Annotated in this window: 30 protein-coding genes and 1 tRNA gene; 22 read left to right on the top strand and 9 right to left on the bottom strand. The window is 67.1% G+C overall.

From position 1 onward, the window contains the following. A complete protein-coding gene (locus IEX72_RS09595) occupies positions 1–708 on the bottom strand; it encodes a class I SAM-dependent methyltransferase (protein WP_188787162.1) in 708 nt (235 codons plus the stop codon). 394 nt (positions 709–1,102) lie between these two features. Here IEX72_RS09595 and IEX72_RS09590 point away from each other — a divergent pair, with 394 nt between their 5' ends. From IEX72_RS09590 to IEX72_RS09575, 4 genes are all read left to right on the top strand, one after another. Continuing rightward, a complete protein-coding gene (locus IEX72_RS09590) occupies positions 1,103–1,375 on the top strand; it encodes a helix-turn-helix domain-containing protein (protein ID WP_188787161.1) in 273 nt (90 codons plus the stop codon). Positions 1,376–1,458: 83 nt separating this feature from the next. Next, positions 1,459–2,277, top strand: a complete 819-nt coding sequence (locus IEX72_RS09585; protein ID WP_394354604.1) for an MBL fold metallo-hydrolase — start codon at positions 1,459–1,461, stop codon at positions 2,275–2,277. An 88-nt stretch (positions 2,278–2,365) separates the two neighbouring features. Next, positions 2,366–3,142 carry a YkgJ family cysteine cluster protein gene (locus IEX72_RS09580; protein ID WP_188787160.1) on the top strand — a complete coding sequence of 259 codons (777 nt, stop codon included), beginning with the start codon at positions 2,366–2,368 and terminating at the stop codon, positions 3,140–3,142. Between the two features lie 49 nt (positions 3,143–3,191). Continuing rightward, positions 3,192–3,647: a TIGR00725 family protein gene (locus tag IEX72_RS09575; RefSeq protein WP_188787159.1), complete on the top strand. Its 456-nt coding sequence runs from the start codon at positions 3,192–3,194 to the stop codon at positions 3,645–3,647. A gap of 25 nt (positions 3,648–3,672) precedes the next feature. Here the strand turns inward: IEX72_RS09575 and dph2 are convergent, their stop codons facing one another. Beyond that, positions 3,673–4,707: a diphthamide biosynthesis enzyme Dph2 gene (gene dph2 / locus IEX72_RS09570; RefSeq protein WP_188787158.1), complete on the bottom strand. Its 1,035-nt coding sequence runs from the start codon at positions 4,705–4,707 to the stop codon at positions 3,673–3,675. Positions 4,708–4,894: 187 nt separating this feature from the next. On the opposite strand from dph2, the gene IEX72_RS09565 reads away from it, so the two are divergent. The 3 genes from IEX72_RS09565 to IEX72_RS09555 all read left to right on the top strand — a co-directional run bounded on the left by IEX72_RS09565 (position 4,895) and on the right by IEX72_RS09555 (position 6,609). Further along, entirely contained in the window at positions 4,895–5,269 is a 375-nt protein-coding gene (locus IEX72_RS09565; protein ID WP_188787157.1) for a YlbF family regulator, read from the top strand. Between the two features lie 85 nt (positions 5,270–5,354). Then, positions 5,355–5,957, top strand: coding sequence for a nucleotide-binding protein (locus tag IEX72_RS09560; RefSeq protein WP_188787156.1), 603 nt, complete (start codon positions 5,355–5,357; stop codon positions 5,955–5,957). 25 nt (positions 5,958–5,982) lie between these two features. Then, positions 5,983–6,609: an RAD55 family ATPase gene (locus IEX72_RS09555; RefSeq protein WP_188787155.1), complete on the top strand. Its 627-nt coding sequence runs from the start codon at positions 5,983–5,985 to the stop codon at positions 6,607–6,609. 277 nt (positions 6,610–6,886) lie between these two features. On the opposite strand, the gene IEX72_RS09550 is transcribed toward IEX72_RS09555, so the two are convergent. Continuing rightward, complete coding sequence (locus tag IEX72_RS09550; RefSeq protein WP_188787154.1) at positions 6,887–7,921, bottom strand: FKBP-type peptidyl-prolyl cis-trans isomerase; 1,035 nt, start codon at positions 7,919–7,921, stop codon at positions 6,887–6,889. 125 nt (positions 7,922–8,046) lie between these two features. On the opposite strand from IEX72_RS09550, the gene cyaB reads away from it, so the two are divergent. The 8 genes from cyaB to IEX72_RS09510 all read left to right on the top strand — a co-directional run bounded on the left by cyaB (position 8,047) and on the right by IEX72_RS09510 (position 14,965). Continuing rightward, positions 8,047–8,646 carry a class IV adenylate cyclase gene (gene cyaB, locus IEX72_RS09545; protein WP_188787153.1) on the top strand — a complete coding sequence of 200 codons (600 nt, stop codon included), beginning with the start codon at positions 8,047–8,049 and terminating at the stop codon, positions 8,644–8,646. Positions 8,647–8,796: 150 nt separating this feature from the next. Continuing rightward, the gene (locus tag IEX72_RS09540; RefSeq protein WP_188787152.1) at positions 8,797–10,002 is read left to right on the top strand and encodes a methionine adenosyltransferase; all 1,206 of its coding nucleotides are present in this window, start codon (positions 8,797–8,799) and stop codon (positions 10,000–10,002) included. 77 nt (positions 10,003–10,079) lie between these two features. Then, on the top strand, positions 10,080–11,270 hold the full coding sequence (locus tag IEX72_RS09535; RefSeq protein ID WP_394354603.1) for a tRNA sulfurtransferase: 1,191 nt from the start codon (positions 10,080–10,082) through the stop codon (positions 11,268–11,270). A gap of 126 nt (positions 11,271–11,396) precedes the next feature. Beyond that, complete coding sequence (locus tag IEX72_RS09530; RefSeq protein WP_188787151.1) at positions 11,397–11,666, top strand: hypothetical protein; 270 nt, start codon at positions 11,397–11,399, stop codon at positions 11,664–11,666. Positions 11,667–11,735: 69 nt separating this feature from the next. Next, positions 11,736–12,194 carry a DUF5804 family protein gene (locus tag IEX72_RS09525; RefSeq protein WP_188787150.1) on the top strand — a complete coding sequence of 153 codons (459 nt, stop codon included), beginning with the start codon at positions 11,736–11,738 and terminating at the stop codon, positions 12,192–12,194. 127 nt (positions 12,195–12,321) lie between these two features. Continuing rightward, the gene (locus IEX72_RS09520; RefSeq protein ID WP_188787149.1) at positions 12,322–12,639 is read left to right on the top strand and encodes a PRC-barrel domain-containing protein; all 318 of its coding nucleotides are present in this window, start codon (positions 12,322–12,324) and stop codon (positions 12,637–12,639) included. A 456-nt stretch (positions 12,640–13,095) separates the two neighbouring features. Then, positions 13,096–14,145 (top strand): RNA-guided endonuclease TnpB family protein, encoded by a 1,050-nt coding sequence (locus IEX72_RS09515; protein WP_188787148.1) that lies wholly within the window; start codon positions 13,096–13,098, stop codon positions 14,143–14,145. 361 nt (positions 14,146–14,506) lie between these two features. Then, positions 14,507–14,965 carry a hypothetical protein gene (locus IEX72_RS09510; RefSeq protein WP_188787147.1) on the top strand — a complete coding sequence of 153 codons (459 nt, stop codon included), beginning with the start codon at positions 14,507–14,509 and terminating at the stop codon, positions 14,963–14,965. A 13-nt stretch (positions 14,966–14,978) separates the two neighbouring features. Here IEX72_RS09510 and IEX72_RS09505 read toward each other — a convergent pair whose 3' ends face one another. The 3 genes from IEX72_RS09505 to IEX72_RS09495 are packed head-to-tail and all read right to left on the bottom strand — an operon-like array spanning position 14,979 to position 17,554. Further along, positions 14,979–16,103, bottom strand: coding sequence for a glycosyltransferase (locus IEX72_RS09505; RefSeq protein WP_188787146.1), 1,125 nt, complete (start codon positions 16,101–16,103; stop codon positions 14,979–14,981). A 28-nt stretch (positions 16,104–16,131) separates the two neighbouring features. Then, entirely contained in the window at positions 16,132–16,419 is a 288-nt protein-coding gene (locus IEX72_RS09500; protein WP_188787145.1) for a hypothetical protein, read from the bottom strand. Between the two features lie 37 nt (positions 16,420–16,456). Then, the gene (locus IEX72_RS09495) at positions 16,457–17,554 is read right to left on the bottom strand and encodes a glycosyltransferase family 4 protein (protein WP_188787144.1); all 1,098 of its coding nucleotides are present in this window, start codon (positions 17,552–17,554) and stop codon (positions 16,457–16,459) included. Between the two features lie 104 nt (positions 17,555–17,658). Between IEX72_RS09495 and IEX72_RS09490 the strand changes: the two genes are divergently transcribed. From IEX72_RS09490 to IEX72_RS09480, 3 genes are all read left to right on the top strand, one after another. After that, entirely contained in the window at positions 17,659–17,940 is a 282-nt protein-coding gene (locus IEX72_RS09490) for a ribonuclease P protein component 4 (protein ID WP_188787143.1), read from the top strand. Between the two features lie 82 nt (positions 17,941–18,022). Next, positions 18,023–18,271, top strand: a complete 249-nt coding sequence (locus tag IEX72_RS09485; protein WP_188787142.1) for a YhbY family RNA-binding protein — start codon at positions 18,023–18,025, stop codon at positions 18,269–18,271. Next, positions 18,268–19,182 (top strand): mechanosensitive ion channel family protein, encoded by a 915-nt coding sequence (locus tag IEX72_RS09480; protein ID WP_188787141.1) that lies wholly within the window; start codon positions 18,268–18,270, stop codon positions 19,180–19,182. The genes IEX72_RS09485 and IEX72_RS09480 overlap by 4 nt, the downstream gene beginning before the upstream one ends. An 18-nt stretch (positions 19,183–19,200) precedes the next feature. On the opposite strand, the gene IEX72_RS09475 is transcribed toward IEX72_RS09480, so the two are convergent. Then, positions 19,201–20,013, bottom strand: a complete 813-nt coding sequence (locus IEX72_RS09475) for an HD domain-containing protein (RefSeq protein WP_188787140.1) — start codon at positions 20,011–20,013, stop codon at positions 19,201–19,203. Positions 20,014–20,079: 66 nt separating this feature from the next. Continuing rightward, positions 20,080–20,559 carry a redoxin domain-containing protein gene (locus IEX72_RS09470; protein WP_188787139.1) on the bottom strand — a complete coding sequence of 160 codons (480 nt, stop codon included), beginning with the start codon at positions 20,557–20,559 and terminating at the stop codon, positions 20,080–20,082. Between the two features lie 117 nt (positions 20,560–20,676). Between IEX72_RS09470 and IEX72_RS09465 the strand changes: the two genes are divergently transcribed. Further along, positions 20,677–20,964, top strand: a complete 288-nt coding sequence (locus IEX72_RS09465) for a Sec-independent protein translocase subunit TatA/TatB (RefSeq protein ID WP_188787138.1) — start codon at positions 20,677–20,679, stop codon at positions 20,962–20,964. A 64-nt stretch (positions 20,965–21,028) separates the two neighbouring features. Beyond that, positions 21,029–21,102: transfer RNA gene (locus IEX72_RS09460), tRNA-Arg, on the top strand. Between the two features lie 200 nt (positions 21,103–21,302). On the opposite strand, the gene IEX72_RS09455 is transcribed toward IEX72_RS09460, so the two are convergent. Further along, entirely contained in the window at positions 21,303–21,671 is a 369-nt protein-coding gene (locus IEX72_RS09455; protein ID WP_188787137.1) for an ArsR/SmtB family transcription factor, read from the bottom strand. Between the two features lie 227 nt (positions 21,672–21,898). Between IEX72_RS09455 and IEX72_RS09450 the strand changes: the two genes are divergently transcribed. Further along, entirely contained in the window at positions 21,899–23,341 is a 1,443-nt protein-coding gene (locus IEX72_RS09450) for an NAD(P)H-hydrate dehydratase (RefSeq protein ID WP_188787136.1), read from the top strand. Then, positions 23,338–23,913: a cyclic pyranopterin monophosphate synthase MoaC gene (moaC, locus tag IEX72_RS09445; protein WP_188787135.1), complete on the top strand. Its 576-nt coding sequence runs from the start codon at positions 23,338–23,340 to the stop codon at positions 23,911–23,913. Before IEX72_RS09450 ends, moaC begins: the two co-directional genes overlap by 4 nt. Positions 23,914–23,950 lie beyond the last annotated feature (37 nt).

Below are 23,950 nucleotides of genomic sequence, written 5' to 3'. Positions count from 1 at the left end.
TCACGCGACGGACGTCGTCCAGTAGGAAACCGACGCCAGCGCGTCGCCGACGGCCGTCTCGCCGACAGCGGTGTCGACGTCGCGGAACTGCTGTGCCAGCCCGTTGGGGAGCTTCCGGTAGAACCCATACGGGAGGCCGAAGTCGTGTTCGGCACCCACCAACCGCACACCGGCAGCGTCGAGCAGCCGGTCGACCTGTGACCGCGAGTAGAGGTGCGACCCCATCGGGAGGAGCCAGTTGTACGCGACCCGGGTGCTCCGGCGGTTGAACGTGTCGAAAAAGACCAGATCCTTCGAAACGCGTGCCATCTCGGTCAGGAACTTGGTCGGGGTGTCCGCGAGGTGGAAAAACCGCATCGCGAAGACCGCGTCGAAATGGTCGTCGGGGAACGGCAGCCGGGCCGCGTCGCCACGGAGAAACTCGATATGGTCGGCGACGCCGGCGCTGCGGGCCTTCGCACGCCCTTGTGACAGCATCGCATCGGAGATGTCGATCCCGACGATGTCCGCTCCCCGCTCGGCCAGCATGACGGTGAACCGGCCGGTTCCGCAGGCGATCTCGAGGATGTTCTCACCTTCAACGGGCCCGATGGCGTCGACGACCGCACGCTTCTCCCGGCTGTCGATGAGTCTCCCGCCTCGCGAGAACCGCTTCGAGTCGTACTCCTGGGCGACGTCGTCGGCCTGGTACCACTCTTTTCCTTTCACGCTACCAGTTCGTCCTCACTCGCGGATTAAAACCGTACTGGATACTGTCGGGCGTGCGTCAGCGGGGCGGCTGTCGACTCCGAAGTCGGCTATAGGAGGGTCTGCAAGTGTGTACTCATACTGTCGGCTATAATTACGTGAAGATTTTCGACACCCCGGGGTGTCGAAATACGTCACGCGACTATAGCCGGCAGTATCACTTGATCGCACGCAGCCGTGCGATCTGCTGAGCAATCAGTTGCAAACGCTGGTGTAGAGCGGCTGTATTGCCCTCCGTCGGGGGAATCGATCCGGCTCTCCCGTGGTCGCCACCGTAATACGAATATAAGGTGTAAGTATTGTACCGTCACACTTGTAGGCAACCTTTACCCGAGACAGACGCCTGGCACGTGGTATGAGCACCAGTACCGCAGACCTCGAAGGCGAAAATCCGCTTCCGGAGCCGGAGTTCCGCGACAGACTCCGTGAACTGCCGCCGAGCGCGAAACTCGTCGCCAAAGTCCTCGAAGGCGACGCCCCGCTCTCGCAGGGGCAACTCGCCGAGGAGTCGCTGCTCCCGGACCGCACCGTCAGATACGCACTCAACCGGCTGGAGGAAGCCGGACTCGTCGGCTCCCGGTACAGCTTCCAGGACGCCCGAAAGCGGGTCTACTACCTCAACACGTAGCTGCGGCCCTCGCTATCGGACCCGGGGCACCGCCTCGGTCCGACGCCGACACCGTTTTTGGCGGATCAGTGGTAGTTACGCTCGTGAGCGGATCGTCGAACGCTTCGAGTGAACTGTCGAACGTCGCACGGGGAATCATCCGTGTTCCCGTCCCGGTCACAGAACGCGTGCCGACCGGTGCAACCAACGCGTATCTCCTCGCTGATGAACTTCTGATCGATCCGGCCGGCCGTACCGACGATCTCGACGCCGCGGTTGACGCCGCCGGAATCGAACACGTCGCGGTCACGCACGCCCACCCGGACCACGTCGGAGCGGTTGACGCGTACGCGGCCGAGACGGATGCGACCGTCTGGTGTCGCCGCGGGTTCGAGTCCCGCTTTGCGGCCGCGGCGGGCATCGAACCGGACCGAATCTTCAGCGAGGGAACGGAGATCCCGGTCGACGGCGGGATCCGTGTGATCGATACCCAAGGGCACGCCCCCGATCACGTCGCATTCGAGGCCGAGGGTGGGACGGTCTGCGGCGACGTGGCGGTCGCAGCGGGCAGTGTCGCGGTCGCGGCACCCGAAGGCGACCTCCGGGGATACTTGATCGGGTTGCGCCGTCTCCACGCCCGGACCCCCTCGCGACTGCTCCCGGGTCACGGCCCGATCATCGACGACCCGCAGGCCACCTGCCGACGGCTGATCGCCCACCGGCTCGACCGCGAACGGCGCGTCGTGGCGGCGGTCCGTGAGGGTGCCGCCGACATTGACGCGGTCGTCAACGCGGCCTACGACAAGGATCTCTCCGGATTCGAGGACCTCGCACGGGCGACGGCCGTGGCGCACCTGGAGAAACTCGACGTCGAGGGGCGGGTGGCGTTCAACCCCGAAACCGGGGCCGTCACGCCGACGTAGCGGCGACGACGGTCGGCCGGACGCGACCGCCCAGCCGCGGTGTGCGACCACCGGGAGAGTTTTGTTCGCGCCGCCGCGAGAGAAGGGCGTGAGCGACCCCCCGGCGTTGGAGACGGAACTCGACCGCGCCCGCGACCTCCGCGTCTCGGATCTCGCGGACGCCATCGAGTCGATCGGGTTCGAGTGCACGCGGTGCGGTGCGTGCTGCAAAGGGCACACGACCGACGACGGCGATCGGGAGCCCCACACCGCGACGGTGTTCCCCGACGAAGTGCGGCAGTTACAGGGGGCTGCGGACGCTGACGAAAACGGGGCCCACGGTGACGACGGAACCGCTTACGACTGGCGCGACGTCGCGCGGCCGATGCCGTACGGGATCGCCGAGGGTCCCGAGGGCCCCGAGGGCGAGACCTTCGAGTGGGCGCTGCAGACTGACGCCTGCGGCGACTGCACCTTCTACGATGAGACCGACGGGACGGGTGCCTGTACCGTCCACGACGACCGGCCGCTGATCTGTGCAACCTACCCGTTCAGCGTTGCGCTCGGCGGGACCACACAGCCGATGGGTGAAGCCGTCGACAGTGCGGGACCTCCGGTCCCGCGGGCAGACGGACCCGCCGCGGACGGTTCCGCCGACACCGAGAGGATGGTTCGGGCCCACGAGTGCGAGGGGCTCGGCCGCGACATCTCCCGGTCGGAGGCCGAGGAGTTGGCGGCGGCGCTGAAAGAGCGCGCGGTCCGCGAGTTGGCGGAAGCGATCGCGGTCCGCGACGAGTACGAACCGACCGACGCCGACGGCGTGGTCGTCCACGACTCCGAGGGCGCGAAGCGGCCGGACGGGGCGCCGGTCGCCGGCGAGGAGTGACCGCCGGCGCGGTCGAAACCACTACCACCCCGCCCCGAGAGCCGCCGGTATGCGCGTTAGCGTCATCGGCGGCAGCACCGTCACCGAGTTGGAGGCCGAAACCGCGGAGGCAGTCGGGCGGCTACTCGCCCAATACGGCCACACCGTCGTCTGCGGCGGCTACGGCGGCGTGATGGAGGCGGCCTGCCGCGGCGCCTCGGAGGCGGGCGGCCACACCATCGGGATCCTCTCGACCGACGACCCCGACGACGCCAACCCCTACGTCGACGACCCGATCGCGACGGGGCTGGGCCACGCCCGGAACGCACTGGTGGTGATGAACGGCGACGCTGTCGTCGCGGTCGACGGCGGCGGCGGGACGCTCTCGGAACTCGGGTACGCGTCGATCTACGACCGGCCGACAGCCGGACTCGGCACGCACGACGCTGACCACGTCGAAACCGTCGAAAGCGCCGAAGAAGCGGTTCGCTACGTCGAGACCGCAGTGGGCATCGACGAGGAGTAGTCGGTGTCGAACCGCTCCGCGGCGACTACCAGGTGCCGTGGAAGGTGTCGAACGACAGCGAATCGAGCGGCTTGTCGCCGACCGCGATCCGGTACTCCCCGGGGGTGAGCATCGGCTTGTGGAACTGCGGGCCGTCGTCGGTGGTGATCCGCGGGCAGCCGGTGTTGACGAACGCGTCCATGTCGAAGTTCCGGAGCCTGTCAGGTGTGACCTCATCCATCGTGATAAGGTAGGCGTCGTCGTTGTCCTCGATGATCGACTCCGCAACGTCCATCCGGCCCTGGCCGATCTTGGTGCAGAAGATCACGCCCCACTTCTGGGCGTCCATCGCGCGGTGGACCGCGCCGTAGCGCTGCTTCAGGAACTTTTCGGTGTCCGCCAGCGTCACCACGTTGTTGACGGGGTCGGCGATCAGGACCCGCTTGTCGGGGTGTTCCATAGCGAGGCCGAGGGGGTGGAACTTCCCGCCGCCGACGTAGAGCACCTGGCCGGCGTCGATGTCGGCGGAGGCGTAGTTGCAGCCGAGCACCTGGCCCTCGTGTGTGAGTCGGTCGTCGCCGCGCCGGGTGTGGACGTCGTAGTCGCGCTCTTCGAGCCACTCGACCATCTCGTCGAAGCGGTTCATGTGCTGGGCGGTGGTGACGAGACCCACGTCTTCCTCCGGGAGGTCGTCGACGGCCTCCTCCATGATCGGGAACGGGTCGACGTTCGAGAACAGGGGGACATAGATGATCTTGTCGGACTCCTTCATAGGGGAGTGGCCGAAGTGGACGAACACGTCGGTCCGGCGCATCAGGAACGTGTCGAGGTCGCAGGCGCCGTAGCAGGGCTGCCCGGAGAGCAAGAACGTCACGTCGTTGTCGCACAGCGCGCGGAGATCGTCGGCGACCGCCGGGCCGCGGCGTTTCAGCCCCTCGGGGAACTGGAGACCGACACGGTCGGCGTCCCTGTCCTCGACGGCGTCGACGATACGGTCGAGTTCGTAGTCCCACTCCCGGTCGTGCCGCAGCGACATCCCGGTGTTTCGGAGGTCACCCTCGGTGGTAGCATCCTGACTCATTATAGAGAGCTACTCCGCCGAGGTCCATAACCCCGGCGGTCCCCAAGTGTGGGCCGTCGCGTGCGGCCGCCCGAACTGTCAGGCGCGGGTCGGTCCCATCGTCAGGCGCGGGTCGGTCCCATCGTCAGGCGCGGGTCGGTCCCATCCCTCCGGCAGGTTGAAATCGACCCCGTCCCAACTCCGGTTGATGAGCGTTCAGACCGACCGGCTCGAAACCCTCGGCCGCGAGTTGGGAGACGCGATCGCCAAGACGCCCGAGTACGACGCCTTCGAGCGGGCGAAAGCCGCAGTCGAGGCCGACGACGAGGTCCAATCGCAGATCGCAGAGTTCCACGCGGTCCGGGATCGGTACGTGCAGGCCCGGAAGACCGGTGGCGCGACCCAGGAACTCGTACGCGAGGTCCAGTCGGCCCAGGAGGACCTCCACTCCATGCCGAAGATGGCAGACTACCTCGACGCCCAAAAAGAACTCCAAGAGCGGCTCGAATCGATCAACGAGGCGATCTCGGAGCCGCTCGCGGTCGATTTCGGCGGCGAGGCCGGCGGCTGCTGTCAGGAGTAGCTCTCCGCGATTAGGGTTCGCTTGGTGTCTGTGGCTCGGCGAGTCGCGGCCAGGCTTGAAATACCAAGCCGTGACCACCCCCGGTATGCTTGCGATTGCCGGCGGCAAGGGCGGTAGCGGAAAGACGACCACGACCCTGGGGTTGGCGCGTGCGATCGACGGGCCGACCCTCGCGGTTGACGCCGACTGCGACCTCCCCAATCTCCACGCCCTGGCCGGTGTCCCACGCGACTGTCCGCCGAACGGCCCGGGACACCCGGACCCCACCGCTCCGTCGGAGACGCGCGTCGTGCCGGCGCCTCGCGACCTCCCGGAGGGTCTTGGCGACCGACTCCGACACCTCCGCGCGCACGACTCTCACCTCGCGCTTGTGGACTGTCCCGCCGGTGCCGGCCCGGACGCGACCGTCCCGCTCCGGATCGCGGACCGCGCCCTCCTGGTGTCGACCGCGTGCGTGGCCGGACTCCGCGACGCAGCCAAGACCGCAGCGATGGCGCGGGCGGTCGGGACGTCGGTGGTCGGTGCCGTGGTGACCCGCGCGCGGATCGCACCGCCCGGCGTTGACGACCTCCTGGGGTGTCCGGTGGTCGCGACCGTCCCCGACGCCCCGGACCCGCTGGCGGACCCGGACGTACGGGGGGCGTACCAACGCCTCGCGCGGACGCTCCGACACCAGCCGAAAACATAAGCCGGGCGGCGTCCAACCGGCCCGTGTGACAGGACGGCTCTCGACCGGGATCGACATCCTCGACCGCCAACTCGACGGCGGGATCCCCCCGGGGAGCATCGTGTTTCTCGCCGCGGACCCCGCCAGCCAGTCGGAGCTGTTCCTCTACGAGCTCACGGGCGTACGGTCGACGCTGTATCTCACCACCATCCGGTCGGACCAGGCAGTCCAGGACGCGCTCGACCGGACAACCGGTCCGGTCGGTGACCCCGCGCTCCGGGATGTCGGCGGCGACGCGCCGCTGGACACCGCAAACCGGTTTATTCGCGACCTCCCCGAGGGTGCGAACCTCGTCATTGACGCCGTCGACGTTTTAGAGACGACCGAACCCGCCCGGTACCGACAGTTCCTGAACGAACTCCAGACCCACATGGTCAACACCGGCGGGTTGGCGGTCCTCCACGGCATGAAGGCCGGCGAGGAGCCCGAGAACAGGGGATTCACGAAGCACATGGCCGACGTGGTGTTCGACCTCCGGACCCGGATCGACGGCTCCGAGGTCGAAAACCGGCTCGCGGTGCCGAAGTTCCGCGGCGGTCGCCCGCCGGAGGAGACGATCAAACTCCGGCTCGGTGAGCGCGTCACCGTCGACACCAGCCGGGACATCGCGTAGCCGACCGCCGGTAGCGTCGTCCGCCGGAGGCCGACAGCACGCCGAAGGAGACGAACAGCGCTGTGACCGCGAGCGTCACCGCCGACCGGTTCCGCGGCGTGTCGAGGCCGCCGAGCGGGAGCCGGTCCACGAACGGCGACAGAAAGGACGGGTCCGGCGGCAGAAGTCGGTCCACGAACGGCGACAGAAAGGACGGGTCCGGCGGCAGGAGCCGGTCCACGAACGGCGACAGAAAGAACGGGTCCGGCGGCAGAAGTCGGTCGCGAGCGTCCGGGGGTTACTCCTCGATGTCGGCGTCGAGTTCCTCGGCGAGTTCGTCGGCGTCGACGTCGACGTCCTCGATGGCGTCCTCGATGTCCTCGGGCGCAGCGCCGCCGGCACCGCCGGCGCCCATCATGCCGCCGAGGCCGCCCATCATCCCACCGCTCCCGTCGATGGTCTCCTGGACGATGACCCGGTCGAGGTTGAGTCGGTCCATCACGTCCTGGGCGATCTGCTGTTTCGAGAACATCCACTGCTGGTTCATGGTCATCTGGGGGGTGGCCTCGATGTACAGCGTCTCCTCTTCGGTCTCGACGACTTCGAGTTCGGTCTCGACCTCCTCTTCGTCCTCGTCGTCGACCTCGACGACCTGCTCCTCCTCGACGGTGTCGGTCTGGATCCAGACCTCGGGCGACTGCTGGAGATACATGCCGAGCAGGCTCTGTGCCTGTTCCTCGCGGTCGTCGACCAGGTCGAGAACCTCGTACTCGTATTCGAGGTCCTCGCCGGCCAGCGGGTGGTTGAAGTCGACGCGAGCGCGGCCACTGACGACGGTGATGATCCGGCCCTGGTCGCCGTCGATCTGGACCTGCGCGCCGGGGTACCGGTTCTCTTCGTCGATCTTGTTGGCCGACACCGTCCGGACCTCGTCGTCGTCGTACTCACCGAACGCCTCCTTGGCGCTGATCTCGACCGTCCCGGTTGCGCCGACGGCTTGGCCGATCAGCGCGTCGTCGACGCTCTCGAAGACGTGTCCGGCGCCGATCACGATGATCCGCGGCTCGAAGTCGTACTCGTCGGTGTCGATTTCGGCGTCCTCGGCGACGTCCGCGTCGGTCGTATCGACGACCTGGCCGTCGTCGGTCGTCCGGAGCGTGTACGCCAGTCTGACGAAGTCGCCGTCCTCGACGACGTCGTCGGGCGTCTCCTCGGAGACGTCTTCGGACGACTCCCCGGCGACGTCGGCATCGTCGTGTCCGTTCGGTTCGTCGGTGGGGACGTCGCCGTCGTCCGGCGAGTCGTCGGCATCGGCCTGCTGTTCGTCACTCATATCCGGATAGTCACCCGTGCGACTCTTAAGAATCACGTTTCGGTCCGGCGCGGGCCGTCCCCGTCCGGAGCCCGACGGGACCCCGGAAACGGACTGTTTTTGCGGGTGCCGTCCGACCGGCCGGTGTGTACGAGGTCGAACTCAAACTCCGCGCCGACCACGACTCCGTGCGAGAAGCGCTCAACGACGCCGGCGCGTCGCTCGACCGGCGGGTCCGACAGGTCGACACCTACTACGACGCCCCGCATCGGGACTTCGCCGAGACCGACGAGGCGTTGCGGCTCCGTGCGGAGACCCGGGAACGGGTCGGAGCGTCGGGCGCGCAGGCACCGGGTGACCACTCGGACGTGGCGGACGCGGAGCCGACGACCAGAGTGACGTACAAGGGGCCGCTGGTCGAGGCGGAATCGAAGACCCGCGAGGAACACGAAACGGAGGTCGTCGACGGCGACGAGGCCGCAGACATTCTCGCGGGGCTGGGGTTCGAGCCGGCGGCGGTGGTGGAAAAGGACCGCACGTTCTTCGAACTCGACGGGTATACCGTCTCGCTCGACCGCGTCGACGGGCTGGGAGAGTTCGTGGAGGTCGAAGCCGAGACGGCCGCGAGCGACGCGGTCGCCGAAGTCCGGGAGGGGGCCGCGGACGTGCTCTCTGATCTCGGACTCGACCCCGACGACCAGATCCGGACCTCCTACCTCGGGCTGTTGCTCGACGCGGAGAACTGAACCCCGTCCCGTTCGACGAGCGACGCTTTGCACGCCGCGCTGTTCGGTGCGCGACGCTTTGCACGCCGCCCAAATGATGTCTAGAGGTAATAATATTCGTTCCAAACAGTTCCGCAAGTTATAGGATCGGCCGGGGTGAACGCTCGGCAAATGACCGAACGGAACATCAACGTCAAGGCGGCGGAACGGGCTGCAGTCGAGGACCAAGGAGTCGAAATCGTCGAGCGGAAGGGGATTGGCCACCCCGACTCGATCTGCGACGGGCTCGCCGAGAGCGTCTCACAGGCGCTCTCACAGCTCTACATCGAGCGCGTCGGGCGCGTTCTCCACTACAACACCGACGAGACGCAGCTAGTCGCCGGGGAGTCGGCACCGCGGTACGGTGGCGGCGAGATGGTCGAACCCATCTACGTCCTGATCGTCGGCCGCGCCACCACGGAGTACGACGGGCAGAAACTCCCGGTGGACGCCACGGCGCTTTCGGCCGCCCGCGAATACCTCAACGAGTATGTCCCCGAACTCGACGTCGGAACCGACATCGTGGTCGACACTCGGCTGGGCGAGGGCTCCGGCGACCTCCAAGACGTGTTCGGGGAGGACGGCGCGGAGGTCCCGATGGCCAACGACACCTCCTACGGCGTCGGCCACGCGCCGCTCACGGAAACCGAGGAGATCGTCCTGACCGTCGAGCGTGAACTCAACGGCGCGTACGCCGACGACAACCCCGAACTCGGTCCGGACGTGAAGGTGATGGGGAAACGCGAGAGCAACCGGATCGACATCACGGTCGCCGCCGCCGTGATCGACGCCTACATCCCGGATCTGGACGCCTACGACGACGCGGTCGAGCGGGTCCGGGAGTTCACCGAGACCGTCGCCGCGCGGCTGACCGACCGCGAGGTCCGCGTCGACGTCAACACCGCCGACAACTACGATGAGGGCTCGATTTACCTCACAGTCACGGGCACCAGCGCGGAGATGGGCGACGACGGCTCGGTGGGCCGCGGTAACCGCGCAAACGGGCTCATCACCCCGAACCGCCCGATGAGCATGGAGGCGACCTCCGGGAAAAATCCAGTAAACCACATCGGGAAGATATACAATCTGCTTTCGACCGACATCGCCGAGACGGTCGCGGCCGACGTCGACGGCATCCGCGACCTCCAGGTCCGGTTGCTCTCGCAGATCGGGCGCCCGATCGACCAACCCCACGTCGCTGACGCGGAGGTCGTCACGGAACCGGGAGTCGACCTCGCGGAGATCGAACCGGAGATCCACGCGCGGGTTGACGACCGGCTAGCGGACGTGACCGACATCACGAGGCAGGTCATCGACGGCGAGCTGTCGACCTTCTGAGCCGACCCGGACGCGAGTCCCGGTCCGGGACCACGCCGATAGCGTGATTTGTGTCGCCGTCGAACGAGGAGTGACACGTGTCTCCGAACAGCGCAGACCCACTGGATCCGACGAACGCGGTCCTCCTCGGCCACGGCGATTTCGGTGTCAAAAGCAGCGTGGTCCGCGCGCGGATGGCCGAGCGCGTCGCCGCCGATGTCGACGCCGCGCTCGCCGCCGAGGGGATCACCGCCGACGTCGAGCGCCCGTGGTCGCGGATCGTGGTCCGGACCGATCGCCCGACAGCTGCGGCCCGGACCGCGGCGACCATCCCGGGGGTGGGGTTCGCGCGCCCCGCGGTCGCCACCGACCCGCACCTGGCGGCGATCAGCGACGCGGCCGACACCCTGGCAGCAGCCGGGGCACACACTCCGGCGGAGACCTACGCCGTCGACAGCGATCGTGTCGGCCCCGACGGCGTCCACGAGTTCGCGAACGCCGATCTGAAACGCGAGGTCGGTCGCGTTGTCGGCGCAGCGACGGGCGCCGACGTCGACCTCGACGACCCCGACCTGACCTACCGGATCGAAGCCCGAGAGCGTGAGGCGTTCGTCTCGGTCCGGCGGATCGAGGGGCCGGGCGGGCTCCCGGTCGGCACCCAAGGCCGCGTTGCGGTCCTCATCAGCGGCGGTATCGACTCCCCGGTCGCGACGTGGCGGCTGCTCCGCCGCGGGTGTACTCCCGTTCCGGTGTACGTCGACCTCGGCGACTACGGCGGCGCAGACCACCGCGCTCGGGCGATCGAGGCGGTTGGGACCCTCGCCCCACGGGCGCCTCGTGCCGACCTCCGCCCGCGCGTCGTTGAGGGCGGCCCGCTGATCGAGCGGGTCGTCGCGGCCACCCACGACACTCGAATGGTGTCGCTCCGCCGGGTGCTGGTCGCGGCGGCAGACGGCGTTGCCGACCGCGCGGACGCCCACAGCCTCGCCACCGGCGAGTCCGTCGGCCAGAAATCCAGCCAGACCGGCGCCAACCTCGCGGTTACCGACACCGCGTCGTCGCGGCCGGTCCACCGCCCGCTGTTCGCCGCCGACAAGGCCGACATCGTCTCCGAAGCCCGCGAACTCGGCACCTACGCCGGGTCGACGGTCCCTGTCGGCTGCGAGCGGATCGCACCGGCGCACCCGGAGACGAACGCGACGCCCGACGGAGTTGTCGACGCCGAACCCGAGGGGCTGCTCGACGCGGCCCGGGCGGCCGGCCGGAACGCGGAGATCGTTCCCGTGTGACTCGTCGCCGCTCCGCGGTGTGTGTCTCGTCACCGAACCCCGTAAAAATAGTGACGATCGTTCAGGATATGTGTGATCGACCGGGTCAAAATGGATTTACATACCTGCAGGCCCAACGTTTCGTCAATGTCAAAGACGTGTAGCCCCTCCCCGGCACCCCCCGGATCCGAGTGGACCGTGCGGCAGGTGGTGTCCCGTTCGGAGTGGGACGCCGCCACCGAGGCATGCCCGACGTGCGGTGACGGCGTCGATCGCCGACTCCCGCATTATCAGGTCGAACTCGACCGCGAGCGGGCGACAGACGGCGCCGCGAAACTGACGCACGAGCGTCGCCTCCTCTCGTTTTGCGACGAGATGTGCGCGAACGCCTGGCTTGACGACGTCGAGAACCGGTAGCGCAGCCCCGCGCGGTCCGCCCGAGGAGGCCACCGCAACCGATTTGCGTGCTCCGACTACAGTTTGAGTGTGACGCGGGTCTGTCTGCTCGGCGCCGGGGACACTGACGTGCAGTACGAACTCCTCTCCCGGGAGACCGCCCGGGAGGCTCTTGCCACCTACAAGCGCCACGCCCCCTTCGAGAACTCGCTCGCGGTCGACACGGTGAGCCTGGGCGCGGCCGTATCGTTGTGTAACGACCTCAACTGGTATCTGGTCCGGTTCGTCGACCGCGCCCTGATTCGCGACCCCAGCGTCTCGGAGACAGAGTGGCTGACCCGCGACCTCGCGACCGCGATCCGCGACGGCGACGTCGACCCCGAAGCCACCGGCGACCGGCTTGCGGTCTACGGTGTCGACGGGGATCGGCTCGTCGAGCCCATGTATGTGACCCGACGCCCCGACGGCACGGTGCCCGACTACGACCTCCGGGCGGTCGAGGAGACGGTGACTGTCCGGGTGACTGGCCCGGAGTTCGACGCCGGGTGAGTCGGCGCGGGCGCGGCCGTCACGGGAACTCGAGCGTCCGACGCACGTCTGCCGCACCCGGTCGCTCCGGGGCGCTACGGCCGTTCGGCTACGAACAATTAAGACGGACGCTCACGATCACCGGAGTATGGACGACACTCCCCAGAAGATCACGACGCTTGTCGGCCGTGAGGTGTACTCGAACGAAGGCGTCTTTGTCGGCGAAGTCGCCGACGTTCGGCTTGACCTCACCGGGAGCCGCGCGGTCACCGGGTTGGCGCTCACACAACTCAACGACGAACTCTTTTCGGATGTCGTCGCCGGGCAAAAGGGCGTCATCCTGCCGTACCGGTGGGTCCGGGCCGTCGGCGACATTGTCCTGATCAACGACGTGACGCTCCACGACGTCATCGAGCAGATGACTCACCCCGACGGAGAGGAGAGCGACGACTCCGCGATCGCGTAGTCCACGTCGGGTCCGCCGACATGTTCCGCCGGACGGCCGGCGATCCACCCAGCCGGACCGTCTGCGATTACGGAGAATCGAGGAGAAAGCCCCATGCTTTAGCGCTGTCTTTTACCCACAAATCGAGTTGTTGCCGAGGTCGATTACTTCGGGCAAAATATCGATATCTGCGGGCGTTATACCGTTATGGACCGATTTTGGCGATCTTGGTTACCCGTGTTCAGTAACCCCCGACTGCCGAGATCACCGCCCGACTCACTCCTTACCTCGATCTTCTGAGTGTAGATTGGGGTCGACAGCGTCTGAAACGTCTGTTTGGAACTTGGTGGACTTATTGGTAAGAGACAGTGCTTTAGCGCGGGGATGAATCCGACACTACCTTTCACGAACCACCGTCGATAGCACAGCCTGATATTCCAACAGGTTCTTATTACAGCATATCTGATTACAGTTGTAATGGTCACGGTGACTATCACCACGAAGTTCCATAATCCATCCCTCTCACGGCGCAAGGAGTGGCAACACGCCGCTCGCCTCTACCGTGACACCAAGCAGTTCTGTATCGACGGATGGGAGAACGGCGACTTCGACAAATCCGTGACCACTGCCAGCATTGACAACGACCTCTACTCGGCCATCCAGAACCAAGCCATCCGAGAGGCGAAAGCCGACCACAGTAAGGATGGGGAAGTTCGCTACCGAGAGAGTCAGCCGTTCGCCGTCAACAATCAGAACTGGGAAATCGACACAACTGAGAACGGCACAGTCGTCGTTGGCTCCCCGTGTATCTCTCAATGGTGGTACACTCCCATCGAAGTGTACGACGACATTGTTGACCCTGTAGACCGACTGGTCAAAGGCGATGCCAACAAAACCCGCCTACAGATCTACCGTCGTGGCGACGATTGGTTCTGTACGTTCAACATCGAGTACGACGCCGATACGTCGGGCGAAACGGCCATCGGTGTCGACATTGGTGAACGGCACATCCTCGCTGTGACGGCCTACGGCGAGGGTGAGTCGATGCTGGTGTCGGGTGATGAGGCGAAGTACGTTCGGCGCAAATATCGTTCCCTACGCGAGTCGCTTTCAGAGGCGGGTGCGCTTCGCGCACGAAACCGTGTGGGTGACAAAGAACAGCGTCGAATCAAGGACTTGAACCACAAACTCTCCCGTCGTCTCATCAGGTTCGCGGAACAGTTCGAGAACCCCGTTATTCGGATAGAAGACCTCGAAGGTATCCGCGAGAACAGTTCGTGGTCGGGTGTCCACTCGTGGCATTTCCACCAACTCCAACAGTTCATGACGTACAAAGCCGAACGCGCTGGTATCCGTGTCGAGGAGGTCGACCCCTCCCGTACCAGTCAGGAGTGTTCGGCGTGTGGTTCGATGGGAACTCGTGATGAAGACCACTTTTTGTGTTCGGAGTGCGGTCGTGGACGCCACGCTGACCTGAACGCTTCAGAGAACATCGCACAACGGGAGGGAGAACCGTGCACGGCGTAGCAGTTCGGCTGACGCGAACCGTGCGACCTCGCTGGGTGAATAGCCAGTCGTCATCATCGGGCTACGCCCGATTGCTCGTGCAACGTCGTTCCACGCTGTTGACGCCCGCTGTATGCGGGGAGGAAGGCCCCATTGACAGGGCTGTACGCGCTGCAACGCACGTCCTTGGTCACAACTGGACGGCTACCGCTGACGTTCCACGCGAAAGCGTACTTGAGAACCGAGGAAACGCGCAACCCGAATATCCCCTTCGGGGAATCCTCGCCCTTTAGCGCGGGGAGGATGTCAACCCCGAGTGCACCCGACGGGTCCCCGACCACCGACCAACAGCCATTTGCGGGACGACAGTATACGCGGAGGTATGTCGGACGACCCAGACGACGCAGCCGAGGAACCAACTGACGCCGGTACCGCCGGTGACGACGGCGGGCACGCCGGCGATGACTCTACGGGCGAGGAGTCCACCGACGAGGAAAAATCCTTCCGGGAGCGCGTTGAGGAGATCCGGGAACGCCGCGCCGAGGAGGGCGAAGAGGGCGACCGCCCCGGCCCCGAAGAGATGATGGGCGGCGGCGGCCCCGGTGGTGGCGGCGGCAACCCATTCGCGCAGATGATGAGCGGGATGATGGGCGGTGGCGGCGGCGGTCCCCCCGGAATGGGCGGCGGTGGCGGCCCGCCGGGGATGGGTGGTGGCGGCGCGGAAGAAAGCGACGACAACGAGGAACTCGTCCGGGAGGTCCGACAGCTCCGCGACGAGGTCCGCGACGCGACCCGCCAACTGCAGCGTATCGCCCAGGCAGTCGAAGATATCGACGAGTAGCTTCTGCGGCGGTTCACCCCTCCGCGTTCTCCGCGAGGATCCGGTCGTAAAGCGCCGAGAGCTCCGCGATCGCGTTGCCGACGCCCGTTTCCTCGCGACGATCGAGACACGACGCCGACAGCGACGCCCGCTCGTCGAGTACGCGCCGGATCGTGTCTCGGCACCCGTCGGTGTCGCCGCGGGCGTAGTGGTAGCCGTTGGCACCGTCCTCGACCGTGTTCGAGAGCGCGCCCGCGTCAACCGCCACCACGGGCGTCCCGCAGGCGTTCGCCTCCAGGGCGACGAGCCCCTGGGTCTCCACCGGGCTGGGGAAGACGAACGCGTCGAGCGCGGAGTAGAACTCGGGCAGGTCCCCGCGGGGTAGAAACCCCAGGAAGCGGGCGTCGATGTCGAGGTCGGCGGCGAGCGCCTCCAACTCCTCCCGTGCGGGGCCGTCGCCGCCGACGACGACCGTGGCGTCGATTCCCTCGGCCGCCCGCAAGAACTCCGAGAGGTGCTTTTCGTAGCCGTGGCGCCCGGTGTAGCCGAGCAGCGTCCCGTCGGGAAGGTCGTATCGCTCCCGGAACGCGTCGCCGTCGTCGGGCGCGAAAAACTCGGTGTCGACGCCGTTCGGGACCACGACCGCGGGCGTGTCGACCGTCACGTTGCGGTCGATCCGAGCTTTCGCGTCCTCACTGGGGCAGACAATCGCGTCCGCCCGCGAGAGGAACCACCGCTCGTACCGCTCGGCGAGCCGTTCGACCCGGCGTTCCACCCACGGTTGCGAGGTGAGGTACTCCGCGTACTCCGCGGTCGGGGTGTGATACGACGTGATGAGCGGGAGGTCGGCGCGGCGGGCGAACCGGACGCCGCCCAACCCGACCGCAAAGGGTGTGTGGGTGTGGACGAGGTCGACGCCGCTGACCGCACCGGGGACCTTCGGCAACCCCAGCCGGAACCCCTCGTACATCGGGAACGGGAGGCTCCCGACGGGGTGTTCGCCGGGCGCGGGGGCGTAGTCGTCGCTGCCCGGGTAGACGACATCCATCCGTCCGTCGCGCTCGCGCCACCGGTCGCGCCACGTCCGGACGGTGTAGGAGACGCCGTTGACCGTCGGGAGGTAGGTGTCGGTGAACGCCGCAACCGAGGCGGGAGCCATCGGGCGTGGTTCTCGGAGGTGTGGTTAATCAGTTGCGGAACAGCGAGGGTATGGCCTTGTCCAGGACGGAACTGCTGGGAATGGTATCGTGGACACCCCGGAAGCCCCCGCGCTCTCGACTCGGGGGCCTCGTTGCGGTCCTCGTCGTTCGCTCCGTCACCAGCGGTGAGCCGCCGGTTTCCAGCGAGACCTCCGGTCTCGCCCGGCTCACTCCTGCGGTCCTTACGTCGGCCACCTTCACCAGAACGCTCGCGTTCTGGTTGGCTGACGAGAGCTGTGCGCTCGTCACCGTCGTCGAGAACGCGGCCCCTTCCATTCCCACCCGATGGTGGTTTTCGGGCAGACAGCCACCGTCACCTCTTATCCTCGACCTCGACCGGCCGCCCCGCCCGCTTCGCGTCGCGGACCTCCCGGTAGGTCTCGGCGAGCGTCTCCCCGACGCGGTCGAGGCTGTGTTCCGCCGCCGTCGCTTCCGCGTTCTCGCCCAACCGCGCCCGGAGGTCGTCGTCGCCCGCCAGCCGTTCGACCGCCTCGCGGAACTCCGCGTCGGTCTCGCACTTGAGACAGTCGTGGCCGTGGGTGTAGAACTCCTCGAACACCGGGATATCGCGGAGAACGACCGCTTTCCCGCACGCCATCGCCTCGAGGACGGCGATCCCCTGGTTCTCGTTCTTCGTCGGGAAGAGGTAGATGTCGCCCGCGCCGTACGCGCCGCGGATGTCGTCGACCCACCCGGTGAAGGTGACGTTCTCCGGCGGGTTCTCCGTCCACCGCCGGACGGCTTTCGACGCGTGCGGCCCGGTGTCGTACGGTCCGAACCACACGAAGTCGTAGGGGGTCGCCTCCGCGACCCGGCAGAACGTCGACAGCCCCTTGCGCTCGAAGACGTTGCCCACGAGGAACACCACCGTCCCCGAGAGATCATAGCGGTCGCGGTACGCCTCCCGGCGGTCCTCGAACCCCGCCAGCGCGTCGACGTCGACGCCGTTGGTGACCGGGCGGATCGGTGGCGTCACCGGGTAGGATTCGAGGACTCGCTTGGTGTACTCCGAGGGGCAGAGCACCAGGTCGGCCTGCGAGTAGAACCGCTTCAGATACCGGCCCAGGGCGGGCGCGACCGTGGTCGACCCGCGGAACGACTCCGCGAAGTCTTCGCGGGTCACGTGGGCGTGGAGAACGAGTGGAATATGGTTCCGAACGGCGTGTCGCGCGACCGCGAGCGACCCCGGGCCGACCAGGTTGCAGTGGGCGAGGTCGTACTCGCGGAACAGTCTCTTACCCGCCGCGAGCGACCGGAGTCCGGCCGCCGGGTCGCCGCCGCGCCACGGCGACGTGGTCACCTCAACGTCGGTGCGATCCAAGGCGGCCCGCTGATGATCGGTCGCGGTACCGATGCCGCTGCGCGACAGCCGGGACTCCAGTTCGAGGTGGTTGAGCACGCGGAGCGCCACGTCGTGTGGGATTCTTTGGGGCCGGCTTAGAGCCTGTCGTTTCGCACCTCGCGGACACGACACGGGTTCGGAACGCCTTTGACGCTGCCCGCATCCCCCTGGGTATGGGCATCCCGGCCGAGCGAATCGACCGGCTTCAGGACCTCGCTCGGGAGGCGACCGCCGAGGGCGACATCGACCGCGCCAGAGAGTACGTCCGGTTGGCCCGTCGGATCGGCGAGCGCCACCGGATCAGCCTCCAGCGGCGGTTCCGCCGCTTCAGCTGCGACGACTGCGACGCGTACCTTCGGCCGGGCGCGACCGCCCGGGTTCGGCTCCGATCGGGCCACGTCGCGATCCGGTGTCTGGCCTGCGGCGCGACCGCACGGTATCCATACGAGGGGTAGCGTCGGGGCCGCGAGCCGGCACCCCGACACCGACGACCGAAAATCTCAACTTTCAAACCGGACGCTGTCGTATCACGCAGGTATGAACCGACAAGAACTGCGGAAGCGGGCCCACGACCTCGATGTGACGCTGTGGGTTGGCAAGGATGGAGTTGACCCGGTCGTCGAGGAGGCGGCCGATCAGCTCTCCGACCGTGACCTGCTCAAGGTGAAGTTCCTCCGCGCATCGCAGGGTGGCACGACCGTTGCGGACCTCGCCGCGGACCTCGCTACCCGTGCCGACGCCGAGGTCGTCGAAACCAGGGGGAACACGGGAGTCTTGCACCGATGAGTTTCGGGGGAGCGCTGCAGGTCGGCGTCGGGCTGAGCGGGTCGATCAGCCGCTTCCTCGCGGGGATCGGACTCCCCGACACGGCTGCGGGGCTGCTCGGGCAGCTATTCGCGTTCCTCGCGGTGTTCGTGGGCGCGTATCTGGCCGGCCGGAACGTCCTCATCCCGCTCGTCAACCGGATGATGGTCTCCCGGGACCTGGAACCGCACGCCCGGCGACCGATCCGACGCCTGATCGCCGTGCTCGTCGGTTTCGCGGCGATCACCGCCGCCTTCGGGGCCGCGGGATACCCGGATTTCCTGCGGTCCCTCGCGACGATTGCCGCCGCGGCGACGCTGGCGATCGGGTTCGCGATGCAGGACGTGCTGCAGAACTTCGTTGCGGGCATCTTCATCTACACCGACAAGCCGTTCAAGATCGGTGACTGGATCAAGTGGGACGGCAACTCCGGGATTGTCGAGGACATCAGCTTCCGGGTCACCCGGGTCAAGACGTTCGACAACGAACTTCTGACCGTCCCGAACTCCCAACTCACCGACGGCGTGATCAAAAACCCCGTCGCGAAGGGGACACTCCGGCTCCAGGTGCCGTTCGGGATCGGTTACGACGACGACATCGAGACGGCGACCGACATCATCCTGGAAGAAGCACGCACCCACGAGGACATCCTGGAGGACCCCGCGCCGAGCGTCCGGCTGACGGAACTCGGCGACTCGTCGGTGACGCTCACATCGCGAATCTGGATCGACGACCCCAGCCGGTCGGACTTCGTACGCACCCGCGGGGAGTACGTCCAAACGGTGAAACGCCGGTTCGACGACGAGGATATCAACATCCCCTACCCCAACCGGACGCTGGGTGGCGAACTCACCGTCTCCGGACCGGGAGAGGTCGAACCCGCCGGGGAGTAGGCGGCGTCGCGAGACGAGCTACAACTCGAGCCGTTCGACGAGCGGATTGTCGCCTTTCGTGTTGACCGCGACGATTCTGATGTGGTCTTCCAAGCCCGACCCGTCGAGTTTCGCTTTCAGCAGGTTGTCAACCTGGTAGACGCCCGCGGCGTTGACCATCTTGATCTCGACAAGCACCGGCTTCCCGTTTCCAGAACGGAGCGAGACGTCCTCGATTGCCTGGCTCGACAGCGTGTTGATCCCGCGGCCGCCCTCCTCGTATGGGATCCGCGAGCGGCCGCGCTCCATGTCCAAGGCGTCGGCGACGCGGATCACACCCGCCTCGGTCGTGAGCGGGTCCTCGGGGGTGTGGTGACACAGGATGGCGTGGAGCACCTCGCCTTTCACGCGGACCGCCTCGCCCGCGTCGTAGAAGCCGAACTCCGGAAGCAGCCGATCGAGGAGGTCGGCCGCCAGCGGGATCGAGTAGTACGCGTGGTCGTCGCGGTGGACGACGTGGCCGATGTCGTGGAGCGTCGCCGCCAGAGCGACGATGACCGCCTCGTCGGCCTCGCCGAGCCCCTGCTGTGACGCGCCGTTGAACGCCACGTCACCCCCCTTCAGGAGGTCATAGAGACACAGTGCGCGGTTGCGGACGATCTCGATGTGCTTGGCGCCGTGGTCGTTGTACTTCTTGCGGGCCACGGCGTTGACGTTTTGCGCTTCCAGGTACGTCGTGATCTCGGGATCGGACCGGAGCACGGGTAACACCTCGTTCAGTCGGCCGTCGGGGAAGTTGTGCGCCGCGTCGGCGTCGTACTCGCGACCGCCGTTACCGGGCGAGCGGGTCATACCGGATGGTGGCCGGGGACGGACAAGTACCTCAGGGTCGGCTGCGCTCGGCGGTGCGACGACCTGCTACACCCGGGCCTCGTCGGCCGCGCGGGCGACAGTGTCGTAGTCGGGTTCGGCGCCGGGGTCGTCGCTCACCCACGTGTAGGTCACCGTCCCGTCGGCGTTGACGATCACGACCGCACGTTTGGCGACACGATCGACGCCGTAGGCCGCAAAGTCCATCGACACACCGTAGGCGTCGACGACCTCCCGGTTGGAGTCGCCCAAGAGTCCGAAGTTCAACCCGTTCCGCTCTCTGAACTCGTTGAGCGTGAACGGCGTGTCGATGCTGACGCCGTACACGGTCGCGTCGATCGCCTCAAACTCCGAGAGCCGGTCGCGGAACGTGCACATCTCGGTGGTGCAGGTCGGTGTGAACGCCGCGGGAAAGAACGCGAGCACCAGCGGCGCTTCGTTGAGGCGCTCCGAAAGCGTGAACGAGTCGATGGACCCGTGCGCGAGCGGGACGGTGAAATCCGGGGCGGTGTCGCCGACTGAGACCATACACCTCCTCCGACCGCCTCCGGATTCAATGTTGCTTTCGCGGGGTGTTGGCCCGGCGGGATCGTCGTATCACGAGCAAAAAGCCTATAATCGCGACTGGGCAAAGACCGTGTAGCGATGTTCGGAACCATCACCCCACTGTTCCCGGGCCTGCCGGGCGGCCCGGAAGTGCTCGTCGTCCTGCTCATTCTGGTGCTCCTGTTCGGCGCCAACAAGATCCCGAAACTGGCCCGATCAACGGGGCAGGCGATGGGCGAGTTCAGGCGCGGCCGAGAGGAGATCGAAGACGAACTCAGCGACCTGGAAGGCGAGAGCGACCAGGACGGCGACGTCGTCGCCGACGCCGACTCGGAGACCGCACCGTCCGGGTCCGCGACGACTGAGACCTCGACCGAGACGAACTGACCCCCTCTCCTCCCCGGCACGTTCTCCGCTGCGTGTTTTCCGACGGTCGTCCTCCGCTCCGGTCGGACGTGTGGCCTAGTGGATCAGGGCGAGGGGTTCCTAACCCCTAGAGCGCGGGTTCGAATCCCGTCACGTCCGTTCGTTGCACTCACTTCCGTGACGACCCCTCGCTCGCGAGGCTCGCGAGGGTCCCGTCACGTCCGTCTGTTGCACTCACTTCCGTGACGACCCCTCGCTCGCGAGGCTCGCGAGGGTCCCGTCACGTCCGTCTGTTGCACTCACTTCCGTGACGACCCCTCGCTCGCGAGGCTCGCGAGGGTCCCGTTGAGTCGGATCGGTTACTCGAACGCCCGAAGCCGTTCGGAGTCCTCGCCGACGCAGACCACAAGCGACCCCTCAGTCGTGCCGTAGACCGTCATCTCGCGACCCTTCACGGAGTATTTTGTTCCCACAACTCGGACCAACCCCGCGTCCCGGAGGCTGTCAAGATGGTGTCTGACGTTCTGCAGCGAGGTGCCGGCCGCGTCGGCAAGTTCGGAGGCGGTCGCCGACTCTCGCTGTAACGCGGCGAGCGTTGACCGTGCAATATCAGAAGTGAGACAGTTAATGAGCCGCCCGGCCTCATCGTCATCAAGCGGCAGGACGCGGAGGCTGCCGTCCTCCTCAACGGCGCTGTGATCGGTGTCCGACGGCTGCAGACTCGACATACCGATTCATACCGGTGTTAGGGGGCTAAACGTTTCGCATTTCCGACACACGTTCAGTCACGTGTGATCGGATCGGTCACACCACGCGACACCAGCTGTTCCGGGGGGAAGGGCCGACAATGGACGAGGACCGATCCGTAGCCCGTCCGAGTGGATACGACACGTATCAGACTTTGTCACCGGTTGTTCCACCGGTTTTTAATCCGAGTCGCCCCCACCGGTACGTAATGATCTCACGCGACCGGATGGCCGCGGTTGACCGCAACGCTGCGGCACTCGGAGTCCCGCGGAAGCAGTTGATGGAGTCGAGCGGTAACGCCGTCGCTCGGGCGGTGCGCCGGGGGGCGGCCCCCGGGGCGGCTGTCGCTGTCGTCGCCGGTCGGGGGAACAACGGCGGTGACGGCCTTGTCGCCGCCCGCTTTCTCGACGACTACGAGGTGACCGTCCACCTGCTCGGCCGACCCGCGACGATCCGAACGCGGATCGCCCGCGAGAACTGGGACGCCCTCCGGACTGCGGCGTACGACACGCGGACGGTCACCGACTCCGCCGACTTCGACCTCGGGGACCCGGACGTGGTCGTCGACGCGATGCTCGGAACCGGGGTGACCGGCGACCTCCGCGAACCCGAAGCGACCGCCGCGCGCGCGATGGCCGACGCGACGGCGACAGTCGTCTCAGTGGACGTTCCCTCGGGCGTCGACGCCGACACCGGCGAAGCGGGAGGCGTCGCCGTGGACGCGGATCGAATCGTGACGTTCCACGACCGGAAGCCCGGCCTCGACGGGCTCGACGCCGAGGTGACGGTGGCGGACATCGGGATCCCGGCCGCCGCCGAGCGGTTCGTCGGCCCCGGCGACCTGCGCTTTCTCGACCGCGACCCCGATAGCCACAAGGGTGACGCCGGCGAGGTGCTCGTGATCGGGGGCGGCCCCTACACCGGCGCGCCCGCACTCTCCGGGCAGGCGGCGCTCCGGGCGGGTGCGGACCTGGTCCGCGTTGCGTGCCCCTCCTCGGTAACCGAGGCGGTCCAGGGGTACACCGAGAACCTGATCGTCCGACCGTACGACGGCGACCGGCTCACGCCCGAACGGGTCGACGACCTCCTCGCGGCGGCCGACGGTCACGACGCCGTTGTGCTCGGCCCCGGCCTGGGCGACCACACCCGAACGGAGACCGCGGTCCGGGCGTTCCTCTCGGAGTACGACGGCGTCGCGGTTGTCGACGCCGACGCGCTGGCGGCCGTCCCCCACACCGACACCGACGCGACGCTGGTGTGTACTCCGCACCAGGGCGAACTCCGCGGGATGGGCGGCGACACCGCCGCCGACTGGCGGACCCGGGCGGAGTTGGTGGCCGAATTCGCAGCCGACCTCGGCCACCTCCTCCTCGTGAAAGGCCCCTACGATATCGTCTCCGACGGCGACGAGACTCGCGTGAACCGCACGGGCAACGCGGCGATGACGGTCGGCGGTACTGGCGACGTGCTCGCGGGCGCGGCGGGCGCGCTCTCGTGTGTGCTCCCGCCGCCACAGGCGGCGTCGGTCGCGGCGTACGCAACCGGACGCGCAGGCGATGCTGCGGCCGAGGAGCGCGACCGCGGCCTCCTCGCGACGGACCTGCTGAATCGGCTGCCAGCGGCACTCCGAGACCGGGCGGTGGGAGAATGACCCGCGAGGAGGCGTCGCCCGAGAACGCCGCTGAGGGCGCCGCCGGCGACGGCGACCCGGCCGCCGACACCGACCCGGCCGCCGACACCGACGCTGATCTCACCCACGTTGACGAGTCGGGCGACGTCCAAATGGTTGACGTCGGACAAAAACCCGACACCAACCGCCGCGCGGTCGCCCGCGGCACTGTCCACCTGACCCCGCCAACGGCGGCGGCGATCCGCGACGACGGCATCGACAAGGGCGACGTGCTCGCGACCGCGCGGGTCGGCGCGGTCCAGGCGGTCAAACACACCTGGGAGACGATCCCGATGTGCCACCAGATCCCGATCACGAACGTCGACACCGACTTCGAGGTCCGTTCGGACCGCGTCGCGCTCGCCGTTACCGTCGAGACAACCGGCAAGACCGGCTGCGAGATGGAGGCGCTGGAGGGCGTCACAACGGGGCTGAACGTGATCTGGGACATGGTCAAGGCCGCCGAGAAGACCGACGACGGCCAGTATCCCGACACCCGCATCACCGACGTACGGGTGGTGTCCAAGGAGAAGCGACGGGTCGACGGGACGTAGCGGATCGGAACCGCCGGACCGGGGACCTGTGGTGGGA

This window comes from Halobellus salinus, from assembly GCF_014646875.1.
In the GTDB taxonomy this organism is placed as follows: domain Archaea; phylum Halobacteriota; class Halobacteria; order Halobacteriales; family Haloferacaceae; genus Haloquadratum; species Haloquadratum salinum.
Note: the sequence above shows the minus strand (reverse complement) of the source record. Positions and strands in the feature narration are given on the sequence as shown.